This is a genomic window from Vibrio mediterranei, assembly GCF_900088415.1.
In the GTDB taxonomy this organism is placed as follows: Bacteria; Pseudomonadota; Gammaproteobacteria; order Enterobacterales; family Vibrionaceae; genus Vibrio; species Vibrio mediterranei.
On sequence record NZ_FLLQ01000005.1, the window covers coordinates 100,964 to 118,014 of the forward strand.

Annotated in this window: 18 protein-coding genes; 9 read left to right on the top strand and 9 right to left on the bottom strand. The window is 44.0% G+C overall.

The window, feature by feature from the left end; genetic code table 11:
* The first annotated feature begins 71 nt into the window (after window positions 1–71).
* A complete protein-coding gene (locus tag VME0621_RS15365; RefSeq protein WP_062462046.1) occupies window positions 72–3,215 on the top strand; it encodes an HD domain-containing phosphohydrolase in 3,144 nt (1,047 codons plus the stop codon).
* A gap of 72 nt (window positions 3,216–3,287) precedes the next feature.
* Here VME0621_RS15365 and secF read toward each other — a convergent pair whose 3' ends face one another.
* The 3 genes from secF to VME0621_RS15380 form a co-directional block, all read right to left on the bottom strand.
* Window positions 3,288–4,190: a protein translocase subunit SecF gene (gene secF, locus VME0621_RS15370; protein WP_062462044.1), complete on the bottom strand. Its 903-nt coding sequence runs from the start codon at window positions 4,188–4,190 to the stop codon at window positions 3,288–3,290.
* 2 nt (window positions 4,191–4,192) lie between these two features.
* Window positions 4,193–6,016, bottom strand: coding sequence for a protein translocase subunit SecD (secD, locus tag VME0621_RS15375; RefSeq protein WP_062462041.1), 1,824 nt, complete (start codon window positions 6,014–6,016; stop codon window positions 4,193–4,195).
* A gap of 113 nt (window positions 6,017–6,129) precedes the next feature.
* Complete coding sequence (locus VME0621_RS15380; RefSeq protein WP_006069391.1) at window positions 6,130–6,597, bottom strand: hypothetical protein; 468 nt, start codon at window positions 6,595–6,597, stop codon at window positions 6,130–6,132.
* Window positions 6,598–6,755: 158 nt separating this feature from the next.
* On the opposite strand from VME0621_RS15380, the gene VME0621_RS15385 reads away from it, so the two are divergent.
* A complete protein-coding gene (locus VME0621_RS15385) occupies window positions 6,756–7,151 on the top strand; it encodes a hypothetical protein (RefSeq protein ID WP_006069390.1) in 396 nt (131 codons plus the stop codon).
* A gap of 32 nt (window positions 7,152–7,183) precedes the next feature.
* Here the strand turns inward: VME0621_RS15385 and VME0621_RS15390 are convergent, their stop codons facing one another.
* Window positions 7,184–7,855, bottom strand: a complete 672-nt coding sequence (locus VME0621_RS15390; protein ID WP_006069389.1) for an SH3 domain-containing protein — start codon at window positions 7,853–7,855, stop codon at window positions 7,184–7,186.
* A gap of 60 nt (window positions 7,856–7,915) precedes the next feature.
* Here VME0621_RS15390 and VME0621_RS15395 point away from each other — a divergent pair, with 60 nt between their 5' ends.
* From VME0621_RS15395 to VME0621_RS15410, 4 genes are all read left to right on the top strand, one after another.
* A complete protein-coding gene (locus VME0621_RS15395) occupies window positions 7,916–8,254 on the top strand; it encodes a hypothetical protein (RefSeq protein WP_062462039.1) in 339 nt (112 codons plus the stop codon).
* Between the two features lie 98 nt (window positions 8,255–8,352).
* Entirely contained in the window at window positions 8,353–10,452 is a 2,100-nt protein-coding gene (locus VME0621_RS15400; protein WP_082795560.1) for a protein-disulfide reductase DsbD family protein, read from the top strand.
* Window positions 10,442–10,969 carry a protein disulfide oxidoreductase gene (locus tag VME0621_RS15405; RefSeq protein WP_062462029.1) on the top strand — a complete coding sequence of 176 codons (528 nt, stop codon included), beginning with the start codon at window positions 10,442–10,444 and terminating at the stop codon, window positions 10,967–10,969. Before VME0621_RS15400 ends, VME0621_RS15405 begins: the two co-directional genes overlap by 11 nt.
* 25 nt (window positions 10,970–10,994) lie before the next feature.
* The gene (locus VME0621_RS15410; RefSeq protein WP_062462024.1) at window positions 10,995–11,732 is read left to right on the top strand and encodes a DsbA family protein; all 738 of its coding nucleotides are present in this window, start codon (window positions 10,995–10,997) and stop codon (window positions 11,730–11,732) included.
* On the opposite strand, the gene VME0621_RS15415 is transcribed toward VME0621_RS15410, so the two are convergent.
* Complete coding sequence (locus tag VME0621_RS15415; protein ID WP_062462021.1) at window positions 11,725–12,669, bottom strand: LysR family transcriptional regulator; 945 nt, start codon at window positions 12,667–12,669, stop codon at window positions 11,725–11,727. The genes VME0621_RS15410 and VME0621_RS15415 overlap by 8 nt on opposite strands.
* 100 nt (window positions 12,670–12,769) lie before the next feature.
* On the opposite strand from VME0621_RS15415, the gene VME0621_RS15420 reads away from it, so the two are divergent.
* Together VME0621_RS15420 and VME0621_RS15425 are read left to right on the top strand one after the other, a co-directional pair.
* Entirely contained in the window at window positions 12,770–14,122 is a 1,353-nt protein-coding gene (locus VME0621_RS15420) for an MATE family efflux transporter (protein WP_062462019.1), read from the top strand.
* A gap of 70 nt (window positions 14,123–14,192) precedes the next feature.
* A complete protein-coding gene (locus tag VME0621_RS15425; RefSeq protein WP_006075210.1) occupies window positions 14,193–14,525 on the top strand; it encodes a zinc ribbon domain-containing protein YjdM in 333 nt (110 codons plus the stop codon).
* Window positions 14,526–14,633: 108 nt separating this feature from the next.
* Here the strand turns inward: VME0621_RS15425 and VME0621_RS15430 are convergent, their stop codons facing one another.
* Window positions 14,634–15,074 (bottom strand): YtoQ family protein, encoded by a 441-nt coding sequence (locus VME0621_RS15430; protein ID WP_065311702.1) that lies wholly within the window; start codon window positions 15,072–15,074, stop codon window positions 14,634–14,636.
* A 14-nt stretch (window positions 15,075–15,088) separates the two neighbouring features.
* On the bottom strand, window positions 15,089–15,385 hold the full coding sequence (locus tag VME0621_RS15435) for a putative quinol monooxygenase (RefSeq protein ID WP_031495897.1): 297 nt from the start codon (window positions 15,383–15,385) through the stop codon (window positions 15,089–15,091).
* A gap of 86 nt (window positions 15,386–15,471) precedes the next feature.
* On the opposite strand from VME0621_RS15435, the gene VME0621_RS15440 reads away from it, so the two are divergent.
* Complete coding sequence (locus VME0621_RS15440; RefSeq protein ID WP_065311703.1) at window positions 15,472–15,876, top strand: VOC family protein; 405 nt, start codon at window positions 15,472–15,474, stop codon at window positions 15,874–15,876.
* Window positions 15,877–15,921: 45 nt separating this feature from the next.
* Here the strand turns inward: VME0621_RS15440 and hutZ are convergent, their stop codons facing one another.
* Both hutZ and hutX read right to left on the bottom strand, forming a co-directional pair.
* Window positions 15,922–16,458: a heme utilization protein HutZ gene (gene hutZ, locus VME0621_RS15445; RefSeq protein ID WP_062458288.1), complete on the bottom strand. Its 537-nt coding sequence runs from the start codon at window positions 16,456–16,458 to the stop codon at window positions 15,922–15,924.
* Between the two features lie 59 nt (window positions 16,459–16,517).
* Window positions 16,518–17,027, bottom strand: a complete 510-nt coding sequence (gene hutX / locus VME0621_RS15450; protein WP_006075205.1) for a heme utilization cystosolic carrier protein HutX — start codon at window positions 17,025–17,027, stop codon at window positions 16,518–16,520.
* Between the last annotated feature and the right edge of the window lie 24 nt (window positions 17,028–17,051).

Consider the following 17,051-nt stretch of genomic DNA (forward strand, 5'->3'; position numbering starts at 1 on the left):
TGAAACAAATAGAGTAGAATCAGCTTATTAAAGCTCACGCTATCCCTCTGTTGTAGAAAGTGTCAGTGGTCATGTCCAAGAAAAACAAAACATCTAGCAAACTCTCCATACGCCGTGTTGTAGCGTTACTGTTTACTCTCGCTATCACAGCTACAGCCTTAATTTCGGCTACCGTCATTTATTCACTGACTAAAGAACGCGAAGTCAACCATGCCTTAGCAAACTATCAGTTGATTTCGTCATTGGTCTCACAGCGATTGGAACAGATCGATCAAGTCGGAGAGCAGTCTGCGGTTCAACTGGGATACCTATTGAGTACCCAGTTAAGCGAAAAGAGTCCTTCGGAACTAATTGAGCTGTTTGGAGCCACATTTCTCGGTAACCCATTTATCCATAGCATTTATATCGGATTTGATAATGATGACTTTCTTCAACTCATCAACCTGAAACCTAAATACATCTCCGATAAATTGAACCTACTTGAAGGCGAATCTTGGATGGTTATCGAACATTCCAATGATATCGACGGAAAGCGGGTCAAGCGCACACGATTCTACTTCGATAATTTTGAACTCAGTAGAGAGCAAGAAGAAGTCAGTATTTTTTACCCAACACAAAGGGGATGGTACACACGTGCCCCTGAAGAAGAGGTCTATAAAACCACACCTTATCTCTTTCACAACCTACGAGTCACTGGCCAGACATTTTCTCGTAAGATACCGAGCCTCAACGCTGTCATTGGCGTCGATATTGCTCTCGCTTCACTAAATGAACACTTTGAAGATAGCTTGTCTGATAATGTCGCGCTGGAGGGAGCAGATGCTTACATAACGGATGGTGAGGGTCGGATTATTGGCACCAATACTATATTAGACACGGCAAATAGCCTGCCCTTCATCGATAAAATGCCACTAACAAATACACAGCTTGATCTTGTTATCAACTCACCGGTGCTCAAAGTATCAAATCAATTAGATTGGGAGCCTATCGATTTTACTGTGGTTGGCAATCCGGACGGACTTGCCATCGACTTATTCACGCTAATCTCTGATGCCACCGGACTACAGTTTGAGTACATCAATGGTCGAAGTTGGCAGGAACTCGTTAACGACTTTCGTCTGGGCAAAATTGATATTCTGCAATCTATTGCTAGTGATAGTAATGTCTCTGACCACAGTATCGAAAGTGACATCCTATATTCTCTTGAGTACGCCATTGCTACGCATAAAAGCGCACCACATATAGCATCGTGGGATGACCTCAAAGGCAGAACAGTCGGCTTCCTTGGTGGTTGGTCTATTGTCGAGCAGTTGAGAAAAGATTACCCAAGTATTACCGTTTATGCCTACGATACTTATGATGAAGCGTTTGAAGATGTACAGACCCAGAAAATTGTAGGTATTGTTGATGTTGCACCTGTAATCAAAAGTAAAGTCGAAAAACTAATTAACTATGACTTGAAGACTCAATCATTAAAAAAACATCCAGCGTTTCCAACTGACTTCGTTTTTATTGCTAATGAGCAACTTAAGCCGTACATAGAACTGATTAATCAAGCGCTAACCTATCTTGATCAGGAGAAAGTGCGTACCGTGTTAGCAGACAAATGGCTGAATAGCGACCAACACCACACTAGCCATATTCCTTCAAATCGGCTGCTATCTATGCTGGAAGATCCAAGCTTCCATGAAAAGATCTCCTCTGTCGATATGAAGGGACAAAAGCACTTTGTTTATATCACTGAAGTTAACGACACACCCCAAGAATATTTCGTACTCACCATACCGGAAAAGAAACTTCTAGGTGGTGCCTACCAGTACATTATCAATAGCTCTCTCTGGACCTTAGCTGCACTCGTTATCATGATTCCTCTTGTGTGGCGTATCAGCACTCCGATGTCCAGTCCGATTAAGAAATTACTCCTGCAAACCAAGCGAATTAAACACCGCCAATATAATAAAGTGAAGGCGTTCAACAGTTCTGTGCGGGAGGTGAATGAGTTATCTCATGCTATCTATGATATGTCGCAGTCTTTAGATGCATTTCAGCGCTCGCAGGATGCATTTATTGAGGCAATCATTCAGCTTATCGCGCGTGCCGTCGATGAGAAATCGCCTTACACAGGCGCACACTGTTTACGAGTCCCTGAGCTTGCGTTCCTCCTTAGCGACGCTGCAGAGCAATCGAACGACGGCATCTTTGAATCATTTGAGTTTGAAAACGAAGCCAAACGCAAAGAATTTCGCATTGCTGCTTGGTTGCACGATTGCGGAAAAATCACCACACCAGAGTATGTGGTCGATAAAGGAACCAAATTGGAAACTAACTATAACCGAATTCATGAAATTCGAACTCGATTTGAAGTGTTATGGCGCGATGCTGAAATTACAGCGCTAAACATTCAGTTAGAGCAGCCAAACTTGGCCACTGATGCGAAACAGAACCTAAAACAACGTCAAGAAGAACTCCTAGAGCAGTTTAGCTTCATTGCACAATTAAATGTTGGAAACGAGTTTATTAATGAGCAAGACAAAGTTCGCATTGTCGAAATAGGCAAACAAACCTGGACCAGCCACTTTGACCGTTACCTTGGTTTGTCACCGTTAGAAGAACAACGTCTATCTGCAGAAACGAGGTCGCCTGCTTGTGAGCCACTACTTAGCGATAGACCTGAGCATATCATCACTCGCTCTGCAGACTACGAGCTAGATGAAAAGCTAGGCATCAATATGAACGTTCCTGAACACCTATATAATCTTGGCGAGATCTATAATCTCTCCATTTCAAGAGGAACATTGACGCAAGAAGAGCGCTTTAAAATTAACGAACATATGATTGCTGGTATCAAGATGCTGAGCAGTATCCCTTTTCCTGAAGATCTCAAAAACGTGGAACGAATTGCTACCACTCACCATGAAACAATGAGAGGAGATGGCTACCCTAGACGTTTAACCGGGGACAAGTTGTCAATCCCAGAGCGTATCTTAGCCGTTGCGGATATTTTTGAGGCACTTACAGCTGCAGATAGACCTTACAAGAAAGCTAAAACCATCAGTGAGTCTTTGGATATTTTACATAAAATGGCTCTGGAAGAGCACGTTGACATGGAAGTATTCCAATTATTTATTAAGAGTCGCGTATACATGACGTACTCGAAGCGATTCCTGGCCCCTACGCAGATTGATGAGGTGGATGAAAGTAAGTATCTCAGTTAAGAAACTTAACTGAGAACCCAAGAAAAAACCGCCAAATACTGGCGGTTTTTCGTATACAATTGCAAAAACTTTCTAAGGTGCTGTATCTACTTCTATCGGTTGGTAATGTTTCGATTCTAAGTGCAACCATTCTGGGATAACGGTACCCATTGAAATTGATGACCAAGTGCCGGAGAAAATCCCAATAAACATTGCCGTAGCGAAGCCTTGCAATGCATCACCGCCCAATAACCAAAGTGCAGCAACGGTAATCAGAGTAGTACCAGAAGTCACCATTGTTCTCGCAAACGTCGCTATAACTGCTTGGTCACTTACATCAGCAGTTTGCTCATTTGGACGCAACTTCAGGATTTCACGAATACGGTCGGCAATAATAATCGAGTCATTGAGCGAGTAACCCAAGATGGCTAAGATCGCAGCGAAAACCGTGAGGTTAAACTCCATCTGAGTCAACGCAAAAAAGCCCAACACTAAAATGACATCATGCAGAAGTGCCGCTAATGCGCCACTAGCCAAACGCCATTCGAATCGGAAGCTCAAGTAGCCTAAGATACAAAGCAAACAAACTAACAGCGCCAAACCGCCCTGGTCATAAAGGTCTTGACCAACCTGAGCACCAACAATACTGTCACTGACAATGGTAGAACCTGGATATGCCTTTAGCAGCGTTTCTTTGAACTCATTGTGTTTCGCTGCACCTTGGTCTGCAGCATAACGAATAGTCCAGCGCCCTTCTTCTCCTGATTGGGTAACTGTAATGCCATCGCCTAAAACGGGTTCTAGTGTCTGTTTCAGTTCATTTTGGCTGGTATTTGATGCCAGTTGCACCTCTGATACAACACCACCGGTGAAATCCAAACCGAAGTTCAATCCTCTCATTCCAACGGCGATAATCGAAATCACGACCAAGGCAATGGAAAGCACGTTAGTAAAATATCGAATGGAACGAATATTAGTTTTAAAGAAGTTTTTCATGATTAAACCCTCACCTCACGACGAGTGTCTCGTCCCCACTTCAAATTAATAATTGCACGCGATGCGAAAATGCCCGTGAACATGCTTGTTAGCAGACCAAGGCCTAGCGTTAATGCGAACCCTTGAATCGGACCATTACCAATGGCATATAAAATAACCGCCGTAATCATGGTGGTGATATTTGCATCCATAATGGTTGCCACTGCAGAGTTGAAACCCTGGTCTATTGCTTGAGCAAAGCTACGCCCTTCCGCCAATTTATCTCTGATACGTTCAAAAATAAGTACATTGGTATCTACCGCCATACCGACTGTAAGTACTAAACCAGCAATACCCGGAAGCGTTAAAATGGCACCAGGCACCAGTGCTATTAGACCTAATAAACAGCTCATATTCAGCACCAACGCCACATTGGCTACCCAACCTAATCGACGATACCAAAGCGCCATAAAGGTCAGAGTTAGTCCCATGCCTAATGCTAAAGCTGCAAAACCATTTTGGATATTTTCCGCACCGAGAGATGCGCCAATAGTACGCTCTTCAACAATGGTCACAGGCGCTGTCAAAGAGCCTGCACGAAGTAGCAGAGCTAGTTGCTGAGCTTCTTCCAGGTTACCCGAACCTGTAATACGGAACTGACTACCCAATTGGGATTGAATGGTTGCCACACTGATGACTTTTTCATTGCGCTGAGTTTCACCTCGTGCATCCACACCGTACTCGCGATAGACCGTCGCCATCGGCTTACCGATGTGCGTTGCAGAGAAATCGCTCATCATTTTGCCGCCAGCATGGTCGAGGGAAATATCAACCTCAGGGCGATGCATTTGGTCAAAACCTACGCGAGCATTAACAATGTGCTCACCCGTCAATACTGGCTTCTTCACCAAAGTAACCGGTTTGCCTTGTTCGTCTTTCACTTTAAGCGTAGACACCGGGTTTGATGAAGTGCTGACTTCATGGAAAGCCAAACTCGCAGTAGCACCAATCACGCGTTTTGCCAATGATGGGTCTTGAACACCAGGAAGTTCGATACGAATACCTGATTCGCCTTGACGCTGAACCATTGCTTCCGTGATACCTAATTCTTCAATACGCTGGCGCATGATTTTTAGGTTTTGCTGCATGGTTAGATTTTGGAAATCTGCATAGTTCTGAGCTTTCATCTTAATAGATAGCTCATCCCCTTCTCCCTTCGCTTGCCATTCTGGGTAGTTAGCATTCACAAATTTACGAACAGCAATCTCACCTTCGCTGTCTTTTGAAGTAACACGAATATCAGTATCAGTGTCAGGGCGTACTTGTACACCGAAGATACGTTCTTTACGCAAGTCTTGCTTAATCTCATCGACCACTGCATCACGCTGCTCAGAAACCGCCTGGTCTACGTCAACGTTCAATAAGAATTGAACGCCACCTCGTAAGTCCAAACCAAGTTTAATTGGGGTAAAGCCCATCGTTTGGAGCCATTCGGGTGCGACTGATGTGTAAGAGTAGGACATGCTGTCATCCTTACCCACCCACTCCCCAAGGGCATTTCGAGCCTTGGTTTGCTCCGCTTCATTGTCAAATACAAGTTGAGCGACATTGCTTTCCATGCTGACCGACTCTGGTTTGATACCGTCATCATGAAGTAAGGAATTGATTTTGAATACCGAGTTTAAATGCTCGTTGTGCTCGCTCACTTTCAGCTCAATAGCAGGCTTCTCGCCGTACCAAGACGGTAAAGCACTTAGAGTCAAGACCACACAGGTCACGACAAGAACGATATATTTCCAAGTAGAGTATTTGTTTAATACTGCTCTCGGTTGAGGCTTTTTACGCATAGTTTTCCCTCAGCGTTATGCTGAACTTTTAATACAGATAAAGATAAGCACACCTACTATTCTCCATGTATTACATTGGAGTAGAGGTGGATAGATTTACGGTTGAAAACGAACTATGCGTATTGGGTATTCAGGAAAACGTAGAGCGTGTTGCCATCTTTCCAACCACTGATACGGTGGTTGCTTTGGACATAATTAAGGAAGAAAGGGGTTATCAGCGCTTCATTAACGGCAGCACTGCGCAACTCTTGTTGGCCAGTACAACTATAATCGAACACCACACTATAAGTAGGCGTTTCTAATTCATGGTTCTCATTGTTGTTGCCAGTCCAACGCCAGACGGTGAGTATCGCCTTAGCATCGTGGTCGCCAAATGACTTTGATTTCGGCTTTTGAGGAGTTGGGTTTTGTCTGGTTGTCTGGCCAAGTCTGGTTGAAACACCAAGTGAAGCTTGATCTTCCCATAGAGAAATACCAGAAGATGAGTTCTGTGGATTTGCCGATTCAGACGCAGCAACACCTAGCGGAGCGAAAAACGCAACCACCAGAGAAACGATAAACTGCAAATAGAACTTAGACAAAAAACTAGCCTCATGACACCAAGATCTGCATTATCTGCCTATGTTGCCTCAAAGACAAATAAAAAATACTAAATCGAATATTAGAATCCGTTTACTTCATGTTGAGGTAATAAATGTCGCAAACTATAGTCAAAGAGTAACGATAGAAAGGAATGACAATGGAACTGTCACAAAATGAAAAATTGACCTTAGTAAAGTACGCATTAAACGTACTCGATGGATGGGGTGCATCTAATTTACAGACAGAAGCCATTTTAGAAATTTCGCCTGAGCAGCATGCTCGCTTAAAAGTTACGCCTGCCACTGTCCCTATTGGTCCTTCAACACTTGAGCGAGTTCACTTAGTGGTTGAAATTGATGGCCTACTGCGTAACGCGTTCGAAAGCTCTCATTTCATCAACAACTTCATTAATGTCAGAAACAATGCCAAAAACTTAAACGGTTACGCGCCCATAGAGCATATCGAAAGAGGCGACCTCACCGCTCTTAAGCGCCTCAAACAGTATGCTAAAGAGATGGCCCGTAATGCAGAACGGGAACAGGACGACTATTAAACTATTGGTGGTAATATTCTTATCGCAGCAGATTAAAATAACTCTCCTGTCGCGACATTCAAATAAACTTTATTCTCCGATTCAATCCCACCACAGTAGGTAAAATAAACACTGTCTTGATGATTGATCGATTTTACCCAACCACTTAGTTCTTCAAAATCAGACAATCGACATCGCTTTTGCTTCACCAGTTTAGTGGAAGCATCAAAGAATTTTTCTTGATAGAGCATAAAGTCGTCACTGCCTTCGATGTAGTCCGTTAAGACATTTAACCAACGCTCGCCACTCAGGTTAACCTCTTTAGTCACTAGGTGCTTTGTATTTACCCACTGAGATATTTCTTCTGCCCCTTCTTCGAGTTGATAAATAGGCGCGATGCGTATCCACTCACCCTCTCTCTCAAGAACTTTCAACTTTTCACCATAGTACGCCACACCATCAGGTGCAGAGGCGAGATCGGGTTGAGTAAGGACGTTCTCGAATGATCTCGCCACAAAATAATATTCTGGTAAAGGAGGCGGACTGGGTTGTTCAACAACAATTTCAGAAGGCGAATCATCGCTTGTATTCTGTATATCAGGATGTGTTCGAGGCACAATCGCTTCTGTCTCATCTTGATTGAGATAGCCCAGATAATAAGCAATACCAAGACCAGCTAATACTAGCGTTACGACCGCTAATACAATAACCACTACCTTTTTCACAACTGACCCATTTTATCTAATTTTCGCACACTCTTCTTACTCACTGCCATTTTGGTGGTGATGTTTTGTGCGTTAAAAACGAACGTTGCATACCACAGCCAACTGGTGGAAGCCGCACCAACACCCGCACCCTATATGAGCGAGGCGGCCCTGTTCAACTCGAGTTCCATCGAGAAAATCGTCCATAACATCACCCCTGTTGATGAGCCATGTCGATTGACACAAAAGTTGCTTGGACAATCTTTCGCTCATTTAGAAACCTTTACTCCGCTTCTGTTTTTGGTCGCTTTGTTAGCACTGCTCTCTGAGCGCAAAGTTAAGCCAGCCCATACTCGCCGAAGCGATACCTATCCTCCTAAGCTCAGGCTTCACGTAACTCACTGTACTTTCCGGGAATAAAACGCCTCCAACTTAGGTCTATTTATTACTTATTGGAGATTACTGTGTCTTATACAAACACAATGTTAACGACTCGCACTGCGCGTAGCCGTCATTTAATGTCGCTTTGTCGACAAACACTAAGCACTCTAGTGCTAACGTTCGCGATCGTCTTCGTTGCACTCTACAGTGCAATGTCACATGCGCAATCTACGGGATGGATTCAAGATCCAATGCATCCACCGGTGAAGGTTCGACTGCTATCTACCGGCCACCTCGATCCACAAACCAAACAGATGGAGATGGTTCTTAATGTCGAACTCGATGGAGAATGGAAAACCTATTGGCGTAGCCCCGGTGAAGGCGGTGTCGCTCCGGAATTTGATTGGAGTGCTTCGACGAATGTCGAAGCGATAGATTGGCAATGGCCCGTACCTGCTTATTATGAGCAGCTAGGGGTGATGACTTTAGGGTACAAACACGAAGTCAGCTTCCCGATTATTGTCACCGTGTCAGATACGTCTAAACCAATCTCGCTCAAAGCCAACTTGCGATTGCCAAGCTGCACCAATATCTGTGTGATAGCGGATTACCCAATTGATTTAGAGATTGATCCCAATGTTCTCTCACTAGATTCCGATGCCGCGTATCTGTTTGGTCAAGGCATGAGCTTGACGCCCAAAAAGGACAATCAAATATCCGTAGAAGCAAGCTACTGGAATCAGCAAGCACAAGAGCTTCAACTTAAGCTCACCAGCAAAACGGCTTGGAAAAAACCACAGATTTTGGTCGATGGAGACGAAGTCAGTGATGAGTTCTTCGCACAGCCCAAAATAACCATCGAAGGCAATACTCTGTATGCCAAATTTGATGTTAGCAATTGGCTTGGCGAAGCAGATATCAGTGACAAGAACATTCAAATTACCGTGTCAGATAAGCTGATATTAACGGAAACGTCAACACAAGTATCCACGATACCGATGGCCTATCCTGAGAGTGGAAGCCTCATTTGGATGATAGGATTTGCTCTCATAGGCGGTCTGATTCTCAATATCATGCCTTGTGTACTTCCAGTGCTTGGCATGAAGCTTAACAGTATCATCTCGGGCGTGAATCAATCGCCAAAGCAAGTTCGATTGTCATTTCTTGCTTCCTCGTTCGGCATCATCAGCTCATTCCTACTACTTGCTGGTGCCTTAACATCTCTGAAGATGGCTGGGCATATGGTTGGTTGGGGTATTCAATTCCAGAATTATTGGTTTATTGCCTTTATGGCGATAGTTACCCTATTGTTTTCAGCGAATTTGCTTGGTTTATTCAACATACAACTCCCAAGCAGCCTCAACACCTGGATGGCATCTAAAGGTGACCATAGCTATGGGGGGCATTTCGTTCAAGGGATGTTTGCAACGTTACTAGCGACACCATGTAGTGCTCCCTTCCTTGGTACTGCCGTTGCGTATGCACTGGGAGCAAGCTATACCGAGCTTTGGTTGATTTTTGTGGCACTCGGCATCGGAATGAGCTTACCGTGGCTGTTGTTTACGCTGTTCCCATCCTTGGTTAATGTCTTCCCTAAACCAGGTCCTTGGATGAACAAAGTGAAGCTAGCATTTGGTGCAATGATGTTATTGACCAGTCTTTGGTTAGTAACACTACTGTCAACCTTTATTGGTTTTGCTTTAACCGCAGCGTTGGTAGCCATTATTATCATTGCTACCCTGGTACTCATTAGCAAACAATACGGGCGCAAGGCAGTAGCTGTTCTCTCTGCGCTATCGATTTTTGTCGTTGGTGGTGGACTGATCATCGGCAGTGTGACCGCAGATAAATGGTCCACGCCTATCGTTGATGATCTTCACTGGCAGAAACTGGATCGTGATCAAATACCAGAGCTCGTGGCTCAAGGAAAAACCGTATTTGTTGACGTTACTGCTGACTGGTGCATTACCTGTAAAGCCAACAAAATTGGAGTCATTCTACAAAACCCAGTTTATGAAAAACTTCAGCAATCAGACATCGTACTGATGCGTGGAGACTGGACAACGCCAAGCGACAGCGTGACTCAATACCTACAGAGCTATGGACGCTTTGGAGTGCCATTTAATATTGTCTACGGTCCAGAATATCCGCAAGGCATCCCAATGCCCGTTATTCTGACGTCAGAGGTGGTTATGCAGTCTATCGATATGGCCAGCGGAGAAACACATGAAGGCTAAATCGACCGAAGAAAAACCTTGGTCCAGCCGTCTTAAAAAATGGTCAAAAGAGCTCATCAGCATTGTTATTTTGATGACATTGGTTTCAATGGCTCTGGATTGGTATCGCAGTACATCAATGCCCAGTGGTGAAGCGCCTTCGTTAAAAGCGATGACCACCCAAGGCTTGCCTGTCGATATCATTCAACAAAGCCAGGAAAAACCGGTTGTACTGTATTTTTGGGCGACGTGGTGTGGTGCTTGTAAATTTGTCAGCCCAACGATCAATTGGTTTGCAAGCGACCATCAGGTGCTATCTATTGCCCTATCGTCGGGTACAAATGAACGCGTCCAACAGTATATGACAGCTAAGGAATACGATTTTCCGGTGATTAACGATACAACCGGGCTAATTAGTCAACAATGGAACATCAGTGTCACACCGACCGTTGTCATCATAAACAAGGGGCAGATTGAGAGTATCTCGACTGGCATCATCACGCCGATTGGGCTGTGGTTACGAATTTTATTTGCCTAGTGTTCACTGGGCATAAGGAAAAACAATGAAAAAAACGCTTATTTCAATGGCGATCAGTGTCGCTGCGCTACTTCCAACTCTGTCTCATGCTGCTTTAACCGCTGAGCAACAACAACAGTTAGACAGTATTCATCAGCTATTGACCGAAAACCCAGAGATCATCGGCGATCTACAGCTAAGTCTTCAACAATATGTCGAAGGTCAAAAACAGCTTGAGAATGCAAAAAAGCAGAGTGAATCATGGCTAAACGATACGACAATTCACACTGTTCTGGGAAATACAGATGGATCGACAGTCATCGTCAATTTTACCGACTATAACTGCCCATATTGCAAGCGCTTGGATGGCGAACTGACGAAGTTAGTTGCTAACTATAAAGATGTAAAAGTCATCAATATCTATGTCCCGCTCAAGCAGCAAGTCATTGAAGGGCTCGATACGAACTCCGCAGCATTTGCCATTAAGGTTTGGCAGCAAGCACCCGAAAAGTTTGTAGAAGTGAATCGTCTACTTGTCGCGAAACCTGGTATACATACCAAAGACTCTATCGAAGCCATCGCGAAAAAGACAGATACAACACAGTATCTAACAAGTGATACGAAAATTAACGAGTCTTTAGTGAAAAACTACAAAACATTTGTTGCCTTGGGCTTACGTGGGACACCCGCTATGTTCATTGGCGATGAGCTGATTCCAGGCTATGTCCCTTACGACAAACTGGAACAGGTCATCAAAAAGAACATGGCTGAAAACGCTAGCTAATTGGCCCCCAACCATAATGCTCAGAAAGCTGATTGAGCTTTCTGAGCTCTTCTTTCGTTTCGGTCATTAGCCATTGCGCTAACTCCTCAACAATCGGTGAGCCCGTCCTCTTATGGCAGAAATAGCGCCAACTACTAAAATGGATCTGCGCATTTTTGGGGCACACAAGATACTCTCGTTCCAGTTCCGGTAAAGCAAGCAGTAAATCGGTAACGGCAACACCATGGCCTGACAAGCAAGCACTCAAGGTTAAATCCAAGGTAAAAAATGTTGAATTTCGCACCGGTTGATTACTCTTGTATTGGATTTTATCCAACCACACTCGCCAATCAATATGATCAAGTGTTGGATGCAGTCTTGGTAGCGTCAGAAGGTGTTCAATATCGCGGTTTTCACCGAGTAACTGCTGAGTACAAACAGGTGCCATGTACTCTTCTCGCATAAAGGATATTTCCGGATCGTTTTGATAAGCTTCACTTTCACGAGTGGTAAAAACGAATAGGTCATAATCGCCTTTCCTTAAACTTTCCTCTTCATCAATTACCGGAATAACGGCAATTTCATAATCAGGGAAACGCTCGTTTAGCTTCTGTATTTTCGGTAATAGCGCTCGAGTGGCATAACTTAACGCTGCGCGAATCACTATCTTGTTACTCTGGACTTCTTTCCAAGACTCAAGCAACGACTGAAGGGCCTGATAATTACGTCCCAAAACTTCAAACAGTGCTTGCCCTTTCAACGTCAGCTGAATTGAGCGATGACCACGAATAACCAATGATGCATTGAGATCATCTTCAAGTTGCTTAACTTGCCGGCTCACTGCACTTTGAGTAACGTGAAGCTCTTGCGCTGCAGAGGTAAAGCTCATATGCCTTGCTACGGTTTCAAAGACTTTTAGTGCATTGTGTGAATAGGGAATATTCGAATATAGATTCATAATTGCTCACATGATCTGAAGTCATGCCAGAGTGACACAAATGTTAATTGAACACCATAGTTATGCATATAAAATGACCTCATCATAACCTGAGGCTATCATGAAGAAAATTCTATCCCTTGCTGCACCACTTATTGTTTCTCAGCTAATTTCAATGGCGCTGGTCCTTACTGATGTTTGGATGATGGCACAATTGAGTGTGAGTGATCTTGCGGGTGGTGGTCTTGGAGCCTCAGTCTATACGTTCGTTTTCCTCATCGCAGGTTCAACCGTAGGATGTGTCGCTAACCTCATCGCCATTGCTTATGGACAAAGTGTAGCTCGCCCTGAGTATGGGTTAAAACAAGTCCGATTGGCAGTAAAAGGCGCTCTGATGTTAGCCGTGCTTCTGACTCTCATCCTAACGACAGCGTTTGTTTTCGCCCCAGATTTTCTGAGAGTTGCTCAACAGCCTGAAGAAGTGATTACGGTCGCCATGGTCTACCTTGATACTTTAAAGTGGGCCATGTTGCCGACGCTATTGCTGCTTATCTTGCGTGGCCTGACGAGTAACTATGGCGATGCCAAATCTGTGATGATTATGTCTCTGGTTACCGTCATTTTGAACGTCCCTTTCAGCTATTGGTTAGCATTTACTTTGGATTGGGGAATTGCCGGGCTCGGTATAGGTACAGCTCTTGCCGCAACACTGGTCTTAATTGGTTATGCGACTTGGGTATTCAAACGTCCAGTGTACTATCGGTTTGCACCTTGGCTCCATCTCGAGGAATACAACTGGCGTTTGATGCTACCGTTATTGTCGATGGGTATCCCTATTGCTATTGCAGGAGCTCTAGAAATGGGGCTGATATACGGTGGCACCTTGATGGCAGGGTTTATTGGCGTAACTGCTCTTGCCCTGCATCAAATCCTATTGCAATGCTTAAGTTTCACTTGGAATATTAATTTTGGTTTTTCTCAGGCTGCGGCCATTCTTGTGGGCAAAGAGTTCGGCAATGATAACCTCATTGGAGTCAAAGCCGTTGCGAAGCGAAGCTTCGCACTAGTGACGATACTAAGTGCTGTACTAGCGGTAGTCTTCATTGCTTGGCCGGACGCGATTGCCAGTTTGTTCCAACTGGATGGAGAAGGTGAACATGCATTAACGGACATGTTATCTTCATTGATTTGGGTTGTCGCACTGTGCTTCGTAGTAGATGCTTGGCAGTTGTTAGCCATTAACCTGCTTCGTGGCATGAAGATCGTCAAGCTTCCAACTCTAATGACCGCCATAGGATACTGGGCATTTGGTCTACCAGCCGCATGGTGGTTAATGGAACGCTATGAGCTTGCTGGTATCTGGGGCGGTATATTGGTGGGTTTAGCGGTAACTGGGTTATTGTTACTGGCGCAACTTATTGTCGAACTGCGTCCTTCAAAGACGCTAAGAGACAACGTGGTTGGCGTTGGCTAATAAACTGCTCGCATCATACTGGCAGAGTTATTACCATACTCACAAACTATACTGAAATCAGGATTTAACTATGTCTCTTCCTCCTTGCCCAAACTGTCAATCTGAGTATGTGTATCAGGACCAAAGCCAACTCATCTGCCCTGAGTGTGCTCACGAATGGAATCCTAATGAAGTGCCGGAAGATGCCATCATTGTTAAAGACTCTAATGGTGCAGTATTGGAAGCTGGTGACAAGGTGACGATGATCAAAGACCTTAAAGTTAAAGGCAGCTCTCTAGTCATCAAGATTGGCACGAAAGCTGTTGTTCGCAATATCAATGATGGTAAAGACCATCAGCTTGATTGCAAGGTGGATGGTGTTGGTGAAATGATGGTGACGGCAAAGTTCGTTAAAAAAGCCTAGCCCGCGCCATTACAGCTGACAAGCCAGCAGTCTTCTAGATTGACCAATAAAAACGCACATATTTTTTCACTATGTAAATAAAAAATGTGCGTTTTTTGTTGTCTGACATTAGTTGTTAGTCACGTACTGCAGAATCTCCACGATCTGTTGTGGTGTCTCAGCCCATGCCATTGCCGCGGCATCTACCTCTTTAAGAGGATGAATAATCCCTTCGTCGTGCAAAGTGATAAATGGTTTATCTAACGCGGCCAACATACCAGCATCAAACGCAGCATTCCATTGACGGTACTTGTCTCCAAACCTAACTACACCAATATCGCATTGTTTAATTAGGTTTTTAGTGCGAATCGCATTCACTTTCGATGATTGATGATCGCGCCAAAACTGGACGTCGTTAGATCTAAGGTGATCGCCCGCTGCATCGCTAGATTCATGATCCGTATTCGCGGAATAAAACTCGATATCTAACTTAAGCTCTGCAGCACCTGCGATGATTTGCTCACGCCAATCTGTATGAATCTCTCCGCTCAAATACACTTTCCAGCTCATTTTATTTCCTTGTTTTATGGGTTTGTCGCAATCACATCAGCTCTTATCACCATGGTGTCGAGCACCAAATCTGCAAGCAATTTACGACTGTCTAAATAGTGCGATGTCTGTTTATGTACCTGCAGTGCGTGCAGGTCTTGGTAGATTTCGTATAGGTAGAAATCTTGGGGTGCTTCCTTATCTTGAATAACGTCAAACCGGTAACACTCAGGCTCGTTTGTCACTGAGGCTTTAGCATTTTCCATCATTACTGATTTGTAGTGCTCTTCGCTACCTGGTTTCACCCGATTTCGAACAATAATGCAATACATCTTACCCTCTCCTTGGTATGAATTTGAAATCACATGTATTTATTGTATACAATTTGATTAAAAATAGAATACAAAGGATGTAAAGAATGAAAAGACCTTCTCCATTTAATGGTATGAGACACATCGCGTTAGTAGTGGAAAAGTTTGAAGAGTGTGAAGCGTTTTATACCGATATCATGGGTATGGAAGTGTTAAGAAGAGCCAATGAAAACTTGGTGTACTTAACGTGTGGCAACGATAACCTATCATTAGGAAGAGCAAAAGCTCAGCGAGTCTGCTCACCCACTAGCGTCGACCATTTTGGATTTATCGTCAACAGCAAGGAAGAGCTTCAAGAATGGTACGAATTTATGCAGGCGCGGGGCGTCACGCTATTAGACGAGCCCCACGACCATAGCGATGGCGCGCGGAGCTTTCATTGTAAAGATCCCGAGGGGCATGTCATTCAGCCCCTCTATCATCCTGTCGTTTCACCCCAAACGTTCATTTAGAGCACTTGGTGTATCTGATATTACTCTTAGTGACTGTATCGTCGCTTAAGCTTCAGATTTTTCGACTTTACGATGACCTTCTTGAAGATGTACAAAATCAACAAGGTCATCGCCAGATACTTGATATGCTTGCCCAAAGCCTTTAACGAAAAGACCTTGTTCTGCTTTCAAGTTAAATAGAATGAAGTCTTGTAGTTGACTTAGACCATCAATGATTTCACCAAAGCGATCTTGCATTTGAGCAATAACAGCTTGCCATTGCTCAGTATCGCGCTCAACAATGGACGCTACAGCGTCAAACGTCAGTCGCTTGCGTGCAAAAAGCTGTTTACTGTCGCTTTCATCTTCAATCATCATTAAAGATACATCAGGATTTTTCTCAAGGTTGCGAGCATGACGAGCAATCTGAGAGATCAGAACAAAGTATCCATCCTGATTTTGGACGTAAGGCGCATAACTAACGTTTGGTCGTCCCTCTTCATCTACCGTTGCCAATTGAATGGTTTTACGTTCTTGACGAAACTCTTTGATTTCTGGGCCAAGTCGACCTTGTAAGCGTTCTTGCTTAACTTGTTGATCCATTATGAATTCCTCACTTTCTCTAATAATTATAATTCTAAATTTGAATTTTGGTTGAGCGTTTACTGGCTAGATAACCTTTGCTTAAGAGCGTTAAATTGCTCTACCTGCTCAGGGAATAGGACTCGCTTCTTGTCACGCCCTAGGTAAATCTTAAACACGTTATGACCTGTTTCATCGAAGAAACCAAAATAGTGGCTTTCGCTGCCCATAAAAGGTTTGCTTACCAAAGCCACTTTAGTAATTAGGTCGAGCTTCAAATGTCCATGAAGTTCCCCTTCCTTGCCCATCAGGTTGTAATAACCTCGAGCAACTTTACCTTTAGGGAACGGGGCTTTTACTTCAAAGATTGAGCCAAACGAATGAACTATTGTCGTCACAGGACCCCAAGTTGTTAATGATTCGAGTAACTCCTGTGCAACGCTGCCGTCTGCAATGGCAACCATCTCGCCTGGCAGTGCACAAACAACATCACATTCGGTCACTTGTAGCTTCTCAGCAATAGCCGCTGGCAATAGTGACGGTTCTTGTTCCAGTATCTCAGCAACTTGCTGTTTTAAACTTTTTGACATTTTATTTTCCGTGATAGGTTTCCA